Annotated in this window: 13 protein-coding genes; 10 read left to right on the forward strand and 3 right to left on the reverse strand. The window is 62.3% G+C overall.

The features are described from left to right. Positions 1–239: 239 nt before the first annotated feature. Complete coding sequence (locus CYG48_RS10935; protein ID WP_118850408.1) at positions 240–1,799, reverse strand: sigma-54-dependent transcriptional regulator; 1,560 nt, start codon at positions 1,797–1,799, stop codon at positions 240–242. Between the two features lie 166 nt (positions 1,800–1,965). Between CYG48_RS10935 and CYG48_RS10940 the strand changes: the two genes are divergently transcribed. The 7 genes from CYG48_RS10940 to hemH all read left to right on the forward strand — a co-directional run bounded on the left by CYG48_RS10940 (position 1,966) and on the right by hemH (position 11,262). Then, a complete protein-coding gene (locus CYG48_RS10940; protein WP_118850409.1) occupies positions 1,966–3,819 on the forward strand; it encodes a M3 family oligoendopeptidase in 1,854 nt (617 codons plus the stop codon). Positions 3,820–3,951: 132 nt separating this feature from the next. Next, positions 3,952–5,109, forward strand: a complete 1,158-nt coding sequence (locus CYG48_RS10945; protein ID WP_118850410.1) for an aminodeoxychorismate synthase component I — start codon at positions 3,952–3,954, stop codon at positions 5,107–5,109. After that, positions 5,058–5,723: an aminotransferase class IV family protein gene (locus CYG48_RS10950; protein WP_118850411.1), complete on the forward strand. Its 666-nt coding sequence runs from the start codon at positions 5,058–5,060 to the stop codon at positions 5,721–5,723. Before CYG48_RS10945 ends, CYG48_RS10950 begins: the two co-directional genes overlap by 52 nt. 191 nt (positions 5,724–5,914) lie before the next feature. Next, on the forward strand, positions 5,915–7,369 hold the full coding sequence (locus CYG48_RS10955; protein WP_118850412.1) for a homospermidine synthase: 1,455 nt from the start codon (positions 5,915–5,917) through the stop codon (positions 7,367–7,369). 145 nt (positions 7,370–7,514) lie between these two features. After that, positions 7,515–7,877 carry an outer membrane lipoprotein Omp10 gene (gene omp10 / locus CYG48_RS10960; RefSeq protein WP_118851611.1) on the forward strand — a complete coding sequence of 121 codons (363 nt, stop codon included), beginning with the start codon at positions 7,515–7,517 and terminating at the stop codon, positions 7,875–7,877. Between the two features lie 217 nt (positions 7,878–8,094). Continuing rightward, the gene (locus CYG48_RS10965; protein WP_118850413.1) at positions 8,095–10,095 is read left to right on the forward strand and encodes a 5'-nucleotidase C-terminal domain-containing protein; all 2,001 of its coding nucleotides are present in this window, start codon (positions 8,095–8,097) and stop codon (positions 10,093–10,095) included. A 132-nt stretch (positions 10,096–10,227) separates the two neighbouring features. Next, a complete protein-coding gene (hemH, locus tag CYG48_RS10970) occupies positions 10,228–11,262 on the forward strand; it encodes a ferrochelatase (RefSeq protein WP_118850414.1) in 1,035 nt (344 codons plus the stop codon). Here the strand turns inward: hemH and CYG48_RS10975 are convergent, their stop codons facing one another. Beyond that, entirely contained in the window at positions 11,263–12,801 is a 1,539-nt protein-coding gene (locus tag CYG48_RS10975) for an FAD-dependent monooxygenase (RefSeq protein ID WP_118850415.1), read from the reverse strand. Positions 12,802–12,965: 164 nt separating this feature from the next. Here CYG48_RS10975 and CYG48_RS10980 point away from each other — a divergent pair, with 164 nt between their 5' ends. Next, positions 12,966–14,003, forward strand: coding sequence for an SPFH domain-containing protein (locus tag CYG48_RS10980; RefSeq protein WP_118850416.1), 1,038 nt, complete (start codon positions 12,966–12,968; stop codon positions 14,001–14,003). Between the two features lie 5 nt (positions 14,004–14,008). After that, entirely contained in the window at positions 14,009–14,467 is a 459-nt protein-coding gene (locus tag CYG48_RS10985) for an NfeD family protein (RefSeq protein WP_118850417.1), read from the forward strand. 3 nt (positions 14,468–14,470) lie between these two features. Here the strand turns inward: CYG48_RS10985 and CYG48_RS10990 are convergent, their stop codons facing one another. Further along, complete coding sequence (locus CYG48_RS10990) at positions 14,471–15,466, reverse strand: KpsF/GutQ family sugar-phosphate isomerase (protein ID WP_118850418.1); 996 nt, start codon at positions 15,464–15,466, stop codon at positions 14,471–14,473. Between the two features lie 130 nt (positions 15,467–15,596). Between CYG48_RS10990 and CYG48_RS10995 the strand changes: the two genes are divergently transcribed. Next, positions 15,597–17,081 (forward strand): outer membrane beta-barrel protein, encoded by a 1,485-nt coding sequence (locus CYG48_RS10995; RefSeq protein ID WP_199925124.1) that lies wholly within the window; start codon positions 15,597–15,599, stop codon positions 17,079–17,081. Positions 17,082–17,104 lie beyond the last annotated feature (23 nt).

The following is a 17,104-nucleotide window of genomic DNA, read 5'->3' on the forward strand; positions in this document are numbered from 1 at the left end:
TTGCCTCAAATGACTGCCAAATGCGGTCACACGATGGCAAATGTGCCACACATGTACAAGCTTCTCCCATATAGTCAACAAATGACTAAGGGAAGGTTGACAGAAGGTGACAGGACATCCTTGCCTGAAAGTTAACGGTGCTTAACACACTGCATTCCCTGCCTTTATTGCCGGGCGATACAGTAGAATGCAGATTCGCCTCACGCTCTTTAAACAGCTGATTCCGCCGTTACTATCGCTCAAGCTGCTTCCTTCAGCGGGTCATCGGGATCAATGCCATAATCCTTGAGCTTGCGGTAAAGCGTGGAGCGTCCGATGCCGAGCTTGCGGGCAACCTGGCTCATCTGGCCGCGATAGAATTTCAGTGCGAAGCGGATCAGTTCTTCTTCGACATCGGCGAGCTTGCGGACATCGCCCGCCTCGTCGGTGCTGACGATGACGTTCTCGGGGGTCGGATAGGCGGCGGCGAGCATCGCCTTCGCATCCGGCTTCGAAGAATGGGACCGGTCGTTGTTGGAGAACACCGGAGTTTCGGCGAGCGCCTCGCGAACGGCATTTTCGGTCGCCGCGGCAGCCGAAGGTGCGGCAACGGCGATCAGTTCGCGCGAATGGAACTGCGGCACCTGGGCGGCAATCTGCGGGAAGTCGGCCTCGGTCAGCTCGTCGTCCTCAGCCAACACGACTGCCCGGAAAATCGCGTTTTCCAGCTGGCGGATATTGCCTGGCCAATCATAGGCGGTGAGCAGAGCCATGGCGCCGGCGCTGATGTTGACAGTCTGCGGCAGCCGCTGTTCGGCGGAGAAGCGCTCGGCAAACACCCGTACCAGATGCGGGATGTCTTCCTTGCGGCGACGCAGCGCCGGAATGGTGATCGGGAACACGTTCAGCCGGTAATACAGGTCTTCACGGAAGCGACCGGCGCGGACTTCTTCGATAAGGTCCTTGTTGGTGGCCGAGATCAGGCGGACGTCGACCTTCTGCACCTTGGAGGCGCCAACGGTCTCGATCTCGCCCTGCTGCACGGCGCGCAAGAGCTTCACCTGTACGTCGAGCGGCAGGTCGCCGATCTCGTCGAGGAACAGCGTCCCGCCATCGGCTTCCACGAACTTGCCGGTGTGTTTTTCGGAGGCACCGGTGAAGGCACCCTTTTCGTGGCCGAACAGGATGCTTTCCACAAGATTATGGGGAATGGCGCCGCAGTTGACGGTGATGAAGGGCTTGCCGGCACGATCGCTGTTGGACTGGATGGCCCGCGCGATCATTTCCTTGCCGACGCCCGACTCGCCTTCAAGCACGACCGGGATGTTGGAATGGGCTGCACGCTGGGCAAGGTCGACGACCCGCAGCATGTCCGGGCTTGCCGAGATGATGTCGCCGAACCCGACGGAACCGGAGCGGTTGCGACGGCCCTTGGACTTCGATTCCCGCTGGTCGAGCTTCAGCGCATTGGCGATGGAATTGGCGATCCGCTCCGGCGACACCGGCTTCACGACGAAGTCGAAAGCCCCGGCGCGCATGGCCTGCACCACATATTCGATGCTGCCCTGTCCAGTCTGGACGATCACCGGCGTCTCGACACCCTGCTCGCGAATGGTGGCAAGGAAGGTCAGGCCATCCATCTGCGGCATCATCAGGTCGAGCACGATGACATTGACGTTGACCGCGCTCCGCTTCAGGAACTCGAGCGCTGCCAGCCCGTTTTCGGCGACATGGGCAACGTGACCGTACCGTTCAACAGCGTTCTTCAACAGGCGACGCTGGATCGGATCGTCATCGACAACGAGGATTTGCGCAATCATGCTCGGCTCCCGGCTACGGTCATCGTGCCCCGGTATGGGCTCTCTTTTCTGAAGCCGGTTGTCTCAGAAAGGCTTGAACATCCCCTTTTGAGAAAAGCTTGCATTTTAACAGCTGCCAAGGAAAACAGATTCCCTGTCAGATCCTCATGATAACAAGGAAGCCGCGATGAATCCCTCCCGCCCTGCGCTCCACCCAGTTCTGGCCACAGCCGCCTCCGGTGCGGCGGCCGATCCCGCGCTCGGCACGCTGCCGGTATGGAAGCTGTCGGACCTTTATCCCGCCAAGGATGACCCGGCGTTCACCGCCGACATGGAAAAGGCCGAAAAGCTCAGCCTGGCCTTCGAGGAGAAGTGGAAGGGCAAGCTTGCTGAGGCGGCAACCAAGACGGGCGCCGGCGGCATCGGCGAGGCGCTGAAGGAATACGAGGCACTGGACGATCTTCTGGGCAAGCTCGGCTCCTTTGCCGGCCTCACCTATTTCTCCGATACGTCCAACCCGGCAAACGGCAAGTTCTATGGCGACGTGCAGGCGAGGCTCACCGACATGTCGTCCCACCTGCTGTTCTTCGCGCTGGAGCTCAACCGCGTCGATGATGCCGTCATGGATGCCTGCATGGATCGGGACCCGGCTGCCGGCCATTACCGCCCGTGGATCATTGATCTTCGCAAGGACAAGCCCTTCCAGCTGGACGACAAGCTCGAGCAACTCTTCCTCGACAAGTCGATGACCTCGGCTGCCGCCTTCAACCGTCTGTTCGACGAGACGATGGCGGAACTGCGCTTTGAGGTGGATGGCGAAAAGCTGCCGCTCGAGGTGACGCTCAACATGCTGCAGGAACGTGATCCGGAGGTGCGCGCCAAGGCGGCCGCAGCGCTTTCCAAGACCTTCGGCGAGAACCTGCGCGTCTTCACGCTGATCACCAACACGCTCGCCAAGGACAAGGAAATCTCCGACCGCTGGCGTGGTTTTGAAGACATCGCCGACTCCCGCCACCTTGCAAACCGCGTTGAACGCGAAGTCGTGGACGCGCTGGCGGAAGCCGTGCAGCAGGCCTATCCGCGTCTGTCCCATCGCTATTACGCGATGAAGGCGAAGTGGCTCGGAATGGAGCAGTTGAACTACTGGGACCGCAACGCGCCGCTGCCCGAAACGCCGAACGCGCTGATCCCCTGGCCGGAAGCAAAGAGCATGGTGCTGGATGCCTATCGCGGCTTTGCGCCGGAAATGGCCGATATCGCCGGACGCTTCTTCGACGAAGAATGGATCGACGCGCCGGCGCGCCCGGGCAAGGCGCCGGGCGCCTTTGCGCATCCGACCGTGCCGTCCGCGCACCCTTACGTGCTCGTCAACTACATGGGCAAGCCGCGCGACGTGATGACGCTCGCGCACGAACTCGGTCATGGCGTGCACCAGGTGCTGGCGGGCGAACAGGGCGCACTGATGTGCCAGACGCCGCTGACGCTCGCTGAAACCGCCTCGGTGTTCGGCGAAATGCTGACCTTCCGCGCGCTGCTGGACAAGACCAAGGACAAGCGTGAGCGAAAGGCCATGCTCGCCCAGAAGGTCGAGGACATGATCAACACGGTCGTGCGCCAGATCGCCTTCTACCAGTTCGAGCGCAAGCTCCACACGGCCCGAAAGGATGGCGAACTAACCTCCGAACAGATCGGCGAACTGTGGCTCTCGGTACAGGGCGAAAGCCTTGGCCCGGCGATCAAGATCTCCGAAGGCTACGAAACGTGGTGGACCTATATCCCCCACTTCATCCACTCGCCCTTCTATGTCTATGCCTATGCCTTCGGCGACTGCCTGGTGAACTCGCTTTACGCGGTCTACGAGAACGCCGCTCCCGGCTTCCAGCAGAAATATTTCGAGCTCCTGCGGGCGGGCGGCACAAAGCATCACTCGGAACTCCTCAAGCCGTTCGGCCTCGACGCCACCGACCCGTCCTTCTGGTCGAAGGGCCTGTCGATGATCGAGGGACTGATCGACGAACTGGAAGCGCTCGACCGCAGCTGACAAGGAGAGACACGTTCTCCCCTGAATTTGCTCGGCATACTGCTTCCTAAAGCGATACAGTTGGTCTAGGCACCTTGGCCCTCTCTCATGATGACGGGAGGGCCACGGTGACGGCAGCTGGAAGCGCATCGCATGACAGATCATCTTCCCTTCGCGCTCTTCCGCAACGACCGCAGCGCCACGAGCCTGGTCTTTGACCGGCCGCGCGAAATCGTGCTGGCGCGCACCGCAAGCGAGATTCTCCCGGCGCTTGGAAAACTTGAAGCCGCCCGTCGCGCCGGCTTCTGGCTTGCTGGTTACTTCTCCTATGAAGCCGGGCACATCTTCGAGGAAAAGCTGGCGCCGCTGATCGAAGATGACCGCCCGACCCCGCTGCTGGCCATGGGCATATTCGACAAGCCGGCGGGCAACGAACATCCGCTCGCCACACCGGGACCGGATCGAGGCGATGCAGCGCTGTCGGATTTTCGTGCGACTTGGAGCCTGGAGACCTACCGCGAACGCTTCGAGCGCCTGCACACGCACATCCGCCGAGGCGACTGCTACCAGGCAAACCTCACCATGCCTGTCACGGCGAAGTGGACGGGGGACCCGAAGGACCTGTTTTGGTCGCTCATCGAGCGCCAGCCGGTGAGCTACGGCGCCCTCATCGACCTTGGCGGACCTGTCATTCTGTCGCGCTCCCCGGAGCTCTTCTTCTCCGTCGATGCCGACCGGATGATCGAGACGCATCCGATGAAGGGCACGGCGCCACGCGGCGCAAGCGAGGAAGAAGACCGGGTGATCGTCGCAGCGATGCTGGCGGACAAGAAAACCCTTGCCGAGAACCGGATGATCGTCGACCTTCTGCGCAACGACATTTCGGTCATTGCCGAGGTGGGGTCATTGTCGGTGCCGAAGCTGTTCGAGATCGAGACCTACCCGACGCTGCACCAGATGGTGAGCCACGTGCGTGCGAGGCTCCTGCCCCAAGTTGGCCTGCCTGAGATCCTTGCCGCACTTTTTCCATGTGGCTCCATTACCGGGGCACCGAAGATGTGGGCCATGCGCATCCTGGCCGAGCTCGAACAGACGCCGCGTGACGCCTATTGCGGCGCGATCGGCTGGTGTGATCCGGCAGGACCGATGAAGTTTTCAGTGGCCATTCGCACGCTCAGCCTTTTCAGCGGCGGCACGGCGGTTTTCAATGTCGGTGGCGGTATCGTGTTCGATTCCACCGCCGAGGCGGAGTATGAAGAATGTCTTCTAAAGGCAAGGTTCGCGGCGGGCAGCAGTCCCATCTGTCGCTGATCGAGACCATGCGCTGGGAGCCGGAAACCGGCTTTGCGCGTCTCGACCAACATCTGCGTCGCCTGAAACGGTCGGCGGATGCACTGGGCTTCCTGGCGGCGCCGGCCGATCTGGTGAAGCAACTCGAGGAGGCGACCACCGGCGCCGAGGCTGCGTTGCGCGTGCGCCTGGAAATGAGCTTTCGCGGCAAGCTGACGATCACCACGACGCCCTTCGTGCCGCTTGCCGAAGACACCGTCTGGCGGATCGCGGTCGCCAGGGCGCGCATGGATTCCTCCGATCCAATGTACCGGCACAAGACGACCCGGCGCGACCTCTACGAGACGGCACGTGCCGAGTTTGCGGCCGACGAGGCTGACGAGGTGCTGCTGCTCAACGAGCGCGACGAACTCTGCGAAGGCACGATCACCAACATCTTCGTCGAGGACATGGATGGCAGACTTGCGACGCCCGCCATTTCCTCCGGCCTTCTTGCCGGGATCCTGCGCGGCGACATGATCCGCAACGGGCGCGCGAAATCGGCGCTCCTGAAGCCGGCCGACCTTGCCGGCCGCACGATCTATGTCGGCAATTCGCTGCGTGGCCTGATCCGAGCCGAACTGCTGCCGGCTTGAACGAGCGCGACAATATAGCCCGGAAATCAAGGCTGATAACGGCGCGGCTATATCGCCAGGCTCTTTATTATGTCGAGGTTTTGTGATCTAGAGCCTCGCGAATTGCTTGGTTTTAAGCACCCTCATTCGTTTTTACTGCCTAACAAACGGGGCAGCGGACCGGCAGGGCCGCCGATCCAAAGGAGAAAGATATGTCAGACGCGAACTATCCGGTTTATGGCGAGATAACCGGACCGGTTGTGATGATCGGTTTCGGTTCGATTGGACGCGGCACGCTGCCGTTGATCGAACGCCATTTCAAGTTCGACAAGAGCCGGATGGTGGTCATCGACCCGCGCGAAGACGCGTCCGACATGGAGATCCTGAAGAAGCATGGTGTCCGCCACATCAAGGAATATGTGACGAAGGACAACTACAAGGAACTGCTCAAGCCCCTGCTCGACGACGGCAAGGGCGGACAGGGCTTCTGCGTCAACGTATCCGTCGATACCGGCTCGGTGGACCTGATGCGCTTCTGCCGCGAGCTTGATGTCCTTTACATCGACACCGTGGTCGAGCCCTGGCTCGGCTTCTACTTCGACAAGAACATGAAGAACTCCGAGCGCACAAATTATGCGCTGCGCGAAACCCTGCGCGCCGAAAAGCGCAACAACCCGGGCGGCACGACCGCTATTTCCACCTGCGGCGCAAACCCGGGCATGGTCTCCTGGTTCGTCAAGCAGGCGCTGATCAACCTTGCCAAGGATACCGGCCTTACCTTTGAAGAGCCGGACCAGCACGATCGCGAAGGCTGGGCCAGCCTGATGAAGACGCTCGGCGTCAAGGGCGTACACATCGCTGAACGCGACACCCAGCGCACCAAGAACCCGAAGCCGCTCAACGTCTTCTGGAACACCTGGTCTGTCGAAGGCTTCATTTCCGAAGGCCTGCAGCCGTCCGAACTCGGCTGGGGCACGCACGAAAAGTGGATGCCGGACAACGCCAAGCAGCACGAAAAGGGCTGCCAGGCGGCGATCTACCTGGAGCAGCCGGGCGCAAACACCCGCGTTCGTACCTGGTGCCCGACGCCTGGGCCGCAATACGGCTTCCTCGTCACCCACAACGAGTCCATCTCGATCGCCGACTATTACACGGTTCGCGGCAATGACGGCGAAGTCGCTTACCGCCCGACCTGCCACTACGCCTACCATCCGGCGAACGACGCTGTGCTGTCGCTGCACGAAATGTTCGGCAATGGCGGCAATGCCCAGCCGGTCCAGCACGTTCTCGACGAACATGAACTGGTGGACGGTGTCGACGAACTCGGCGTGCTGCTCTACGGCCACGAAAAGAACGCCTACTGGTTCGGCTCGCGCCTGTCGCTGGAAGAAACCCGTCGTATTGCGCCTTACCAGAACGCAACGGGCCTGCAGGTGACCTCGGCTGTTCTCGCCGGCATGGTCTATGCGCTGGAGAACCCCAAGGCCGGCATCGTTGAAGCCGACGAGATCGACTACAAGCGCTGCCTCGAAGTGCAGATGCCGTATCTCGGACCGGTCGAAGGCCATTATACCGATTGGAACCCGCTCGTCGGCCGTCCGGGCCTCTTCCCGGAAGACATCGACGAGACCGATCCCTGGCAGTTCAAGAACGTTCTCGTTCGCTGATCCAATTTCGATGGCCGCTCGTATCCGCGGGCGGTCATCTGCACTTCTCGACAACTGCCGCCTTTTCGCGGCAAGATCTTGCGTTACATAGCCCGGAGACGGCATGGTTCCGCACCGACGCCGGACCGAATCGCGGAGACAGATGATGAAATTCAAAGCGACCTTTGCGCTCATCGCGGCAGCCAGCTTGACCGCTTGCGTATCTTCCCCGCCCCCGCGCCAGATGGTGTCGGCACCGCAGCCGCAGGGCGTCGAAGGCACGTGGGTGGATCCGAACGGGATCGTTTCGACCTTCCAGGGCGGCACGTTCAACACCCGTTCCAGCGACAGCAACACCCTGCTTGCCTCCGGCACCTACGTGAACCTCTCGCCGACGCTGGTGGAGATCAACATGACCTCGCTGGTGCGCAAGACCCAGTCGCGCGTCAACTGCTCGCTGGTCACCCCGTCGCAGCTCAACTGCACGCAGGATAGCGGCGCCCAGTTCTCGCTCGCACGCCGCAGCTGACCGGCTGCCGGTCTAACCTGGAATTCCGAAACCCCGCGCAAGCGGGGTTTTCTGTTTTTGAGCCCCCGCAGATGGGGGCCTTTCTCGCCTTGTATTATTTCCCTTGAAACGGTCCTGCCTTGGTGGAAACATGCCCCACAACGACTGTCACGGTGGGACTGTAGACGGATCGGGTGACGGCCGCGCATCGCTGCCGGCAAAACAGGAGAGAGACCAGATGATGAAGAGATTGAGGACTGGCCTGCTGACCGTATCGGTCCTTGCCCTTTCCAGCGGCGCAGCGTTTGCCGATTTCGAACTGAACATCCTCCACGTCAACGATTTCCATTCGCGCCTCGAGTCCATCAACAAGACCGACTCCACCTGCTCGGCCGAAGACGAAGGCAAGAACGCCTGCTTTGGCGGCGCTGCCCGCCTGCTGACCGCCATCAACCAGACCCGCGACGAGCTGAAGGCGCAGAACAAGAACGTCATCCTCTTGAACGGCGGCGACAACTTCCAGGGCTCGCTGTTCTACACCACCTACAAGGGTGCGGCCGAAGCCGAGGCGCTGAACGCCATGAAGTTCGACGCCATGACCGTCGGCAACCATGAATTCGACGACAGCGATGACGTGCTGGCGACCTTCCTCGACAAGATCCAGTTCCCGGTTGTCACCGCCAACGTCGTGCCGACGGCGGCCGCCAAGATCGGCGATCGCATCAAGCCCTTCGTCATCCTCGACGTGGGCGGCGAGAAGGTCGGCATCGTCGGCGCCGTGACCAATGAAACGCCGGAGGTCGCAAGCCCCGGTCCGAACATCACCATTGCCGATGATGTCGCCAAGATTACCGAAGCCGTCCAGGCCGTGAAGGCGCAGGGCGTCAACAAGATCATCGCGCTCACGCACGTCGGTTACCCGCGTGACCTCTCGGCGATCGCCAAGATCCCGGATGTCGACGTCGTGGTCGGCGGCCACACCCACACGCTTCTTTCCAACAAGGTCGAGGGCGCCGAAGGCCCCTACCCGACCTGGGTGGACAACAACGGCACGCGAGTGCCGGTCGTCCAAGCTTTCCAGTATTCGCGCTATCTCGGTGACCTCAAGGTCGTCTTCGACGACAACGGCGTCGTCAAGGAAGCCACCGGCGAGCCGATCCTGGTGGATTCGAGCTTCAAGCCTGACGAAGCCATGACCGCGCGCATCAACGAGTTGAAGGCGCCGATCGAGGAGCTGAAGAAGAAGGTCGTCGGCTCCGCTGAAGATCTGATCGACGGTGACCGCAAGAACTGCCGCGCCAAGGAATGCAGCATGGGCAACCTGCTTGCCGATGCGCAGCTCGACCGCGTCAAGGACCAGGGCATCACCATCTCGATCCAGAATGGCGGCGGCCTTCGTGCATCGATCGACGCCGGCGAAGTCACCATGGGCGAAGTGCTGACGGTGCTTCCGTTCCAGAACACCATCGCCACCTTCCAGCTGAAGGGCAGCGATGTGGTGGCAGCGCTTGAAAACGGCGTCAGCCAGATCGACGACGGCGCAGGCCGCTTCGCACAGGTTGCCGGACTGAAGTATTCCTTCGACCGCTCCAAGCCGGTCGGCAGCCGCGTTAGCGACGTGCAGGTGAAGGACGGCGACAACTTCGTTCCGATCGACACCAACAAGACCTATGGCGTGGTGACCAACAACTACGTCCGCGGCGGCGGTGACGGCTTTAAGGTTTTTGCGACCAACGCGCAGAATGCCTATGACTTTGGCCCGAACCTCGAAAATGCCGTTGCCGACTACCTGACGGCCCACAACCCCTACAAGCCTTATACGGACGGACGCATCACCGACCTGACGCCGGCGGACTACACGCCTCCGGCCAAGGAAGCCGCCGCAGCATCCACGCCTGCAGCTCCGGCTGCCCCGGCACCGGCAACCACGGCGCAAGCCCCCTCGGCACCAGCAACACCGGCACCGGCCGCACCGGCAACGCCTGCCCCTGAGGCCCAGGCTCCGGCAGCCCAGGCGCCCGCTGCAGAAGCTCCTGCGGCAGCCGCTCCGAGCCAGTCGACCGAAGCTGCCCCGTCCGGCCCGACCAAGTACACGGTCGTCAAGGGTGACTCCCTCTGGAAGATTGCCGAAGCCACCTATGGCGATGGCGCACGCTGGACGGATATCGCCAAGGCGAACACGCTGCGCCGGCCAAACCACATCGAGATCGGCGACGAACTCGAACTGCCGGCGAAGTAATCGTCGTCAACGCCAGCAGGACAATATGTCTCGCTTCTGCAGCCGGTCCGGGCTTTCCCGGACCGGCTTTTGTTTCTACATATCGCGCAACCTTACGGCGCGAAACGCGGCCGCAATTGCGAAAGCCTCACGATGAACCCGAACCCCAATCTGACCCCTGCAAACCACCCGAAGGTGAGCTTCGGAAAAGTGGGCGTGCTGCTCGTCAATCTCGGCACGCCGGATGGCACCGACTATTGGTCCATGCGCCGTTACCTGGCGGAATTCCTGTCCGACCGCCGCGTCATCGAATGGTCTAGGCTCTACTGGTACCCGATCCTCTACGGCATCGTCCTCAACAAGCGGCCGCAGAAGGTCGGCAAGGCTTACGAGGAGATCTGGAACAAGGATCGCAACGAAAGTTACCTGCGCACCTATACCCGCAGCCAAGGCGAGCTGATGGCCGAACGGCTGAAGGACCTGCCGAACGTCGTCGTCGACTGGGCGATGCGCTACGGCAAGCCATCGATCGCCGAACGCATCGACGCGCTGAAGGAGAAGGGCTGCGAAAGGATCGTGCTCTTCCCGCTTTACCCGCAATATGCCGCCTCGACGACGGCGACCGTCAATGACAAGGCCTTCGAGCATTTGATGAAGCTGCGCTGGCAGCCGGCCGTGCGCACGGTCCCGCCCTATCACGACGACCCGGCTTATATCGAGGCGCTGGCAAACTCCGTTCGGCAGACCTATGCGGGCCTCGACTGGGAGCCGGAAATGCTGGTGGCCTCCTTCCACGGCATCCCGCAGTCCTACTTCAAGGCGGGCGACCCCTATTACTGCCACTGTCAGAAGACCGGCCGCCTCCTGAAGGAAGCGCTCGGTCTCAACGACAAGAACTTCATGGTGACCTTCCAGTCCCGCTTCGGACCGGAAGAATGGCTGCAGCCTTACACCGACAAGACGATGGAAAAGCTCGCGGAACAGGGCATCAAGCGGGTTGCGGTCATGAACCCCGGTTTCGTTTCCGACTGTCTTGAGACACTCGAGGAAATTGCCGGTGAAGCGGGCGAAATCTTCCAGCATCACGGCGGCGAGAAGTTCGTGCATATCCCCTGCCTGAACGACAGCGAGGACGGCATGAACGTGCTCGAAAAGGTCGTTCGTCGCGAACTTCAGGGCTGGGCCTGATCAGACGAGAGGCAGCTTGAACCCTTTCGTCCCGAAATAATCCTGCAGAACTGACGTCGCATCGCCCGATGCGACGCAGCCGAGATAGCCGTCAGGCCGCACCAGGTAGATGGCATCTCTCAAGAAGCCGGCACGTTCGGCTCCGGGAGTCCACGCAAAGGTGCGAAGCGGCAGGCCATTGGCCTTGCACCAGTTGGCGAGCACGCTTGCCGCCTCACCAAAGACCTGCACCTGCCAGCGCATCTCGTTCAGTCCATCGTGGTTCGAGCGTCCCTCGCCGGTATCCACCCAGGGCAGCCGATCGCCGCCATGGACGCGACCCGCCCGTCCTTCGCTCAAGGTGTCGCCACGGTAGTGGATGCCGATCTGCGATACAGTCCGGAAGATGAACTGCCGCAGCAAAGGCAAGCGCACGAGGACCGGCAGCACGAGCGGCACGATCCTTGTGCGCATGAAGGCGGGAACCGCGCCATTGGCGGTGGCGAGCGAGAACATCTGGTCGGTGGTGCGCACGAGCCGCCGCGCAAAAGCCATTCGCTCCTCCTCGTAGCTGGAAACGAGCCTGTCTGCGGCCTGCGCACTCATTTCTCCTTGGAGCACCGAGCGCAGCTTCCAGGCGAGATTGATGGCATCACCGATTCCGGTATTCATCCCTTGCCCGCCAGCCGGGCTATGGATATGCGCAGCATCACCGAGCAGGAAGGCGCTACCCTTGCGGAACCGCTCCGTCACCCGATGATGCACCCGGTAGGTCGAGAACCACGCGACCGATTTGACGTCGATCCGCAGATGCTGGACCGCCGCATCGTTCAGGTCCTCGAAACGCATCTGCCCGACATGCTCCTCGTCTTCCTCCACCGTGCCGACAAGCCGGGCGCGCCGCCCCTCATCGAGCGGAAAGACCGCCAGGAAATCGGAGGTGTCGAGTGCCAGGTTGAGCTCGCCGTTCATTGGCGGCCCATCCGCCTCGATATCCGCGACATAAAAGGTCTGCTGGTAGGTACCGCCGGGGAAACCGACGCCGAGTGCTTTTCGAACAGCCGAACTGGCCCCGTCGCATCCGGCCAGATAACGCGCCTCGGCAACTTCCTCGTTGCCATCCGGCAACCTCAGCCGCACCGTCACGCCTTCTGGCCGTTCCTCGTAACCGTTGAAGGTGGTGTTCCATTCGATCGGGACGCCCGCAGCCTCCAGTCGCGACACGAGAAGCTCTTCGTGCCGGTCCTGCGGGTAGATGTAGAGAAACGGGTAGCGCGTCTGGCCTTCGCCCAGGCCATCGAGCGGCACACGGACCCGGCGCTCGCCGCCCACCCAGACATTGACGCCCCGCACCCGGTGCCCTTCCGCCAGCACCGCATCCGTCAGCCTCATCTGCTCGTAGAGTTCCAGCGTGCGCGCATGCACGGCAAGCGCGCGGGAAGCCGTTCCCGGTCCCGCTGCCTTCGAGACGATCCGCACCGAGACGCCCATGGCATTAAGCCATAGGGCAAGCACCAGCCCTGTCGGTCCTGCCCCGATGATCATCACGTCATGACGCATCCCGGCCTCCTCGATCTCACCGCAAGGCTATCACAGGCGAGGCAAAAGCAAAGGCGTGCGGCCGCGAGCCCCCCTCAACGACGCCGATCGTCCTTGTGGAGCCAAGCCGCATTGAATAGGATCGCCGCAACGAGAAACGGCGGATCGACCGCGGGAGGAAAAACATGGGCTTGGGCGGTTTCGACATAGTGGTAGTCGTATTTGTCCTCTTCGTGATCCTGGTCCTGTTTGCCTCGATCAAGACGGTACCGCAGGGCTATCGCTATACGGTGGAGCGTTTTGGCCGGTACACGCGCACGCTCGAGCCCGGCCTCAACCTGCTGACGCCGTTTATCGAGCGCGTCGGGGTGCGGATGAACGTAATGGAGCAGGTGCTCGACGTGCCGACCCAGGAAGTCATCACCCGCGACAACGCGAGCGTTTCAGCCGATGCAGTCGCCTTCTACCAGGTGCTGAACGCTGCGCAGGCGGCCTACCAGATCTCCAACCTGCAGAACGCCATCCAGAACCTCACCATGACCAATATCCGCTCGGTCATGGGCTCCATGGATCTCGATGAACTGCTGTCCAACCGCGAAGTCATCAACGAACGCCTGTTGCGGGTGGTCGACGAGGCCGTCGGCCCCTGGGGCATCAAGGTAACGCGCGTCGAGATCAAGGATATCCAGCCGCCGGCTGACCTCGTCCAATCCATGGGACGGCAGATGAAGGCGGAGCGCGAGAAGCGCGCCCAGATTCTTGAGGCGGAAGGTGCGCGTGGCGCGCAGATTCTGCGCGCCGAAGGTGCCAAGCAGGCCGCCGTGCTGGAAGCCGAAGGCAAGCGGGAAGCAGCCTTCCGCGAGGCCGAAGCCCGCGAACGTCTGGCAGAAGCGGAAGCCAGAGCCACGCAGGCGGTCTCCGAAGCCATTGCCGCCGGTGATGTGCAGGCGATCAATTATTTCGTGGCGCAGAAATACACCGAGGCGCTGGTGGCGATCGGCAAGGCACCCAATTCCAAGATCGTGCTGATGCCGCTCGAAGCCTCCTCCCTCATCGGCTCGCTTGGCGGAATCGGCGCCATTGCCAAGGACGTGTTCGGCGATAATTCCGGGCCGTCCGGTTCGAACCCGCCACGCCAGCCGTCGCGTCCGCCGACGGGCCCGCGCACCACGGGTACCACCAACCCGGTCGTGCCGCCCTTCGGCCCGTCGTCTGGAAGCTGATCGTCATGCTGCATGACCTCGTCGTCAGCCTTGGCCCGTGGAGCTGGTGGGTGCTCGGCATTCTCCTGCTCGCGGCTGAGCTCATCGTGCCCGGCTTCTTCCTGGTCTGGATTGGCGCAGCCGCGGTCGTGGTAGGAGCGTTGTCGCTTCTGCTTTGGGAAGCCAGCCTCTGGAGCTGGCAGCTCCAGTTGTTGCTGTTTGCGATCCTGTCCGTCGTATTCGTGCTGGCCGGCCGCCGCTTTTATTCCGGCCGGGGCCACTCGAGCGACGAGCCGCTGCTCAACCGGCGCGGCGAAAGCCTTGTCGGCCGCACGGCGACGCTGCACGAACCGATCGCGGAAGGTCGCGGCCGTATCCGCCTCGATGATACCTGGTGGTCTGTCATGGGGCCGAACCTGCCCGCCGGCACGCAGGTGCGCGTCGTCTCGGCGGCCGGTCGTGATCTGGTGGTGGAAGCCGCCTGAGGATCAGGCGACGCCGACGCGCAGCAGGTCGTGGAAGTGCACGATGCCGACCGGATGACGTGCTTCATCCACCACAAGCAGCGCACCAATGCTGTGCTTGTTGAGGATCGCCATGGCGGCGGTCGCAAGCGTATCCTTGGCAACCGTCTTCGGGTTGACCGTCATCACCTGGTCGACCGGCGTCTGGCGCAGGTCAAGATCAAGGTGGCGGGAGATGTCGCCGTCGGTGATGACGCCGCACAGGCACCCGTCGTCATCGATGATGCCAACGCAACCGAAACGCTTGCGCGACAGAACCTCGATCGCCTCGGGCATCAGAACGCCCTTCTTGACGAGCGGAATGCGATCGCCGGTATGCATCAGGTCGCTCACATGCGACAGCATCGCGCCGAGCTTGCCGCCCGGATGGTAGACGCGGAAATCGGTGGCTGAAAAGCCCCGGGCTTCCAGGAGCGCGACGGCAATGGCATCGCCGAGCGCAAGCTGCATCAGCGTGGATGTCGTCGGAGCAAGCCCGTGCGGGCACGCTTCCTGCTCCTTGGGGAGCAGGAGCACGTAGTCGGCCTGCCGGGCAAGTGTTGAAAACTCGCCGGAGGTGATCGCCACGAGAGGAATGGAGAACCGGCGGGTGAAGGTGACCACGCCGCGAAGCTCGGCCGTTTCGCCCCCCCAGGACAAGGCAAGCACCACGTCCGCAGACGTGATCATGCCGAGATCACCGTGGTTGGCTTCATTGGCATCCACGAAAAAGGCAGGCGTGCCGGTGGAGGCAAGGCTCGCAGCGATCTTGCGGCCAATATGACCACTCTTGCCGACGCCGGTGATGATCACCCGCCCCTCGATGTCGCCGATCACTTCGACAACCTTGCGGAAAGTCTCGCCGAGCTTCCCCTGAAGCGCCTGCTCCAAAGCGTCAAGACCCTGTTTTCCGAAGGAAACCGTACGCAGAGCCGAGTCCAGGACATCGTGCTCGACCAGTTGTAACGCTCTCTTGATCATGGGTGAGCCTTAGACCTTTTTACCTTCCAAGTCCATGCGCGACCTCTACTGGACCGGTTATGGCACCCGAAACGAAAATTTAACCACATGGCTTTACGTTTGGGTAAGTATTGATCATCCGGGCGGATCCATGACCGAAACCACAGCCAGAGGCAGGACGCGGAAGCGGCGCAGCAAGACGCTTGTCGTCCTGCTGGCCTGCTCGGCCCTGGCCGCGCCGGCGCTCGCGCAAGACCGCCCCCTTTTTTCGGCGCAGGGAAGCGCCCTTCCTTCAGCAACCAGTGCGACGCCCGGCGCCGCTCCATCGGGACCGGACGGAGCCCTGGAAGAGGCCGCTCAGGATGGCACCGCGCTTCCCGACTACACCGCCTCCATCTCGGCCGACAGTCCGGACGAAGAACCCCTTTACGCGGAAGACTTGAACCGGCCGGCCGAGCCGTTGCTCGATACCTTCGACGAACTCATCAACACCCGTGACCCTCTGCGCACGCGAACGGAAACGCCCGGCATCAGGCTTGGCACCTTCCTGCTGCGCCCATCGGTCAACCAAAGCATCAACACCGAACGCACCAAATCGGGCGGCTCCACCGAGCGCCGCGACTACCTGTCCACCAATATCCGCGGCACCCTGACCTCCGACTGGTCGCGCCATGCGCTCACCGTCACCGGCAGCGGCACGTATGAGCGCAATATCAACGGCGGCCAGGATGGGCTGCGCCCGGAGGCCGGGATTGATGCGGACCTGCGCCTCGACCTCGCGGGCGATACGCAAGCGCATATCACCGGCGGATACAGCTTTACCCGCGAAGAGGATTACGATCCGAACGCGATCGGCAACGCCGACACCCAGTCCGGCGTGCATGAGTTTCGCGCTGGCGCTTCGATCCAGCGCGACTTCGGCAAGGTGCGCGGGCTGGCTGCAGTCGATGTGACTCGCTTGAACTATACCGATGCGGAGCTGTCGGACGGCAGTTCGCTCAGCATGAGGGACCGCAACCGCACCGGCATCGATGGTCGCCTGCGTCTCGGCTACGAGCTTTCCCCGGCGCTGATCCCCTTCGTGGAAGTGGCGACGGGCCGCACGCTTTATGACCTGCGCCGCGACAACAACGGTTATGCCCGCTCCTCGCAAAGTTATGCCGCCCGCACTGGCGTCGAATTCGACTTCGGCGAGAAACTGCGCGGCGAAATCGGCGCCGGTTACGAAATCGTCGATTACGAAGACAGCCGCCTGAACTCGCTCGACGCCTTCACCGTCGATGGCAGCGTCCGCTGGTCGCCGCAACGGGGCACGGATGTCGATCTTGGGTTGCGCACCACCGTGCAGGATGCAACGGCGGCCGGCCAGAGTGGCTGGGTCGAGTACCAGGCAAGCGCCGCTGTCGCCCATGAAATGCGCGACAACCTCGTGGCACGCCTCACCAGCACGACCACGCTTCGCGACCTGCAGAACGGCCGCAGCGATGAGACCGTCTGGGTGGGTGGTGCGGGCCTCGCCTGGGCGGTCAACCGCTACCTCGACGTCACAGGCAATGTCGAATACGAACGCGTCACGGGCGGCGGCGCCAACGACAGCACTTTGCGGGCCGGCATCGGCATGACCGTCAAGCGGTGACGAAAAAGCCCGGGCTTGCGGCC

It is taken from the genome of Neorhizobium sp. SOG26 (assembly GCF_003491345.1).
Lineage (GTDB): Bacteria > Pseudomonadota > Alphaproteobacteria > Rhizobiales > Rhizobiaceae > Neorhizobium > Neorhizobium turbinariae.

Excerpts from the sequence above, each read along its gene's own strand:
- CYG48_RS10945 (WP_118850410.1), top strand. The coding sequence starts at position 3,952 with ATGACAGATCATCTTCCCTTCGCGCTCTTCCGCAACGACCGCAGCGCC.
- CYG48_RS10990 (WP_118850418.1), bottom strand. The coding sequence starts at position 15,466 with ATGATCAAGAGAGCGTTACAACTGGTCGAGCACGATGTCCTGGACTCG.
- CYG48_RS10975 (WP_118850415.1), bottom strand. The coding sequence starts at position 12,801 with ATGCGTCATGACGTGATGATCATCGGGGCAGGACCGACAGGGCTGGTG.
- CYG48_RS10935 (WP_118850408.1), bottom strand. The coding sequence starts at position 1,799 with ATGATTGCGCAAATCCTCGTTGTCGATGACGATCCGATCCAGCGTCGC.
- hemH (WP_118850414.1), top strand. The coding sequence starts at position 10,228 with ATGAACCCGAACCCCAATCTGACCCCTGCAAACCACCCGAAGGTGAGC.
- CYG48_RS10980 (WP_118850416.1), top strand. The coding sequence starts at position 12,966 with ATGGGCTTGGGCGGTTTCGACATAGTGGTAGTCGTATTTGTCCTCTTC.
- CYG48_RS10965 (WP_118850413.1), top strand. The coding sequence starts at position 8,095 with ATGATGAAGAGATTGAGGACTGGCCTGCTGACCGTATCGGTCCTTGCC.
- CYG48_RS10950 (WP_118850411.1), top strand. The coding sequence starts at position 5,058 with ATGTCTTCTAAAGGCAAGGTTCGCGGCGGGCAGCAGTCCCATCTGTCG.
- CYG48_RS10940 (WP_118850409.1), top strand. The coding sequence starts at position 1,966 with ATGAATCCCTCCCGCCCTGCGCTCCACCCAGTTCTGGCCACAGCCGCC.
- CYG48_RS10985 (WP_118850417.1), top strand. The coding sequence starts at position 14,009 with ATGCTGCATGACCTCGTCGTCAGCCTTGGCCCGTGGAGCTGGTGGGTG.
- omp10 (WP_118851611.1), top strand. The coding sequence starts at position 7,515 with ATGAAATTCAAAGCGACCTTTGCGCTCATCGCGGCAGCCAGCTTGACC.
- CYG48_RS10955 (WP_118850412.1), top strand. The coding sequence starts at position 5,915 with ATGTCAGACGCGAACTATCCGGTTTATGGCGAGATAACCGGACCGGTT.
- CYG48_RS10995 (WP_199925124.1), top strand. The coding sequence starts at position 15,597 with ATGACCGAAACCACAGCCAGAGGCAGGACGCGGAAGCGGCGCAGCAAG.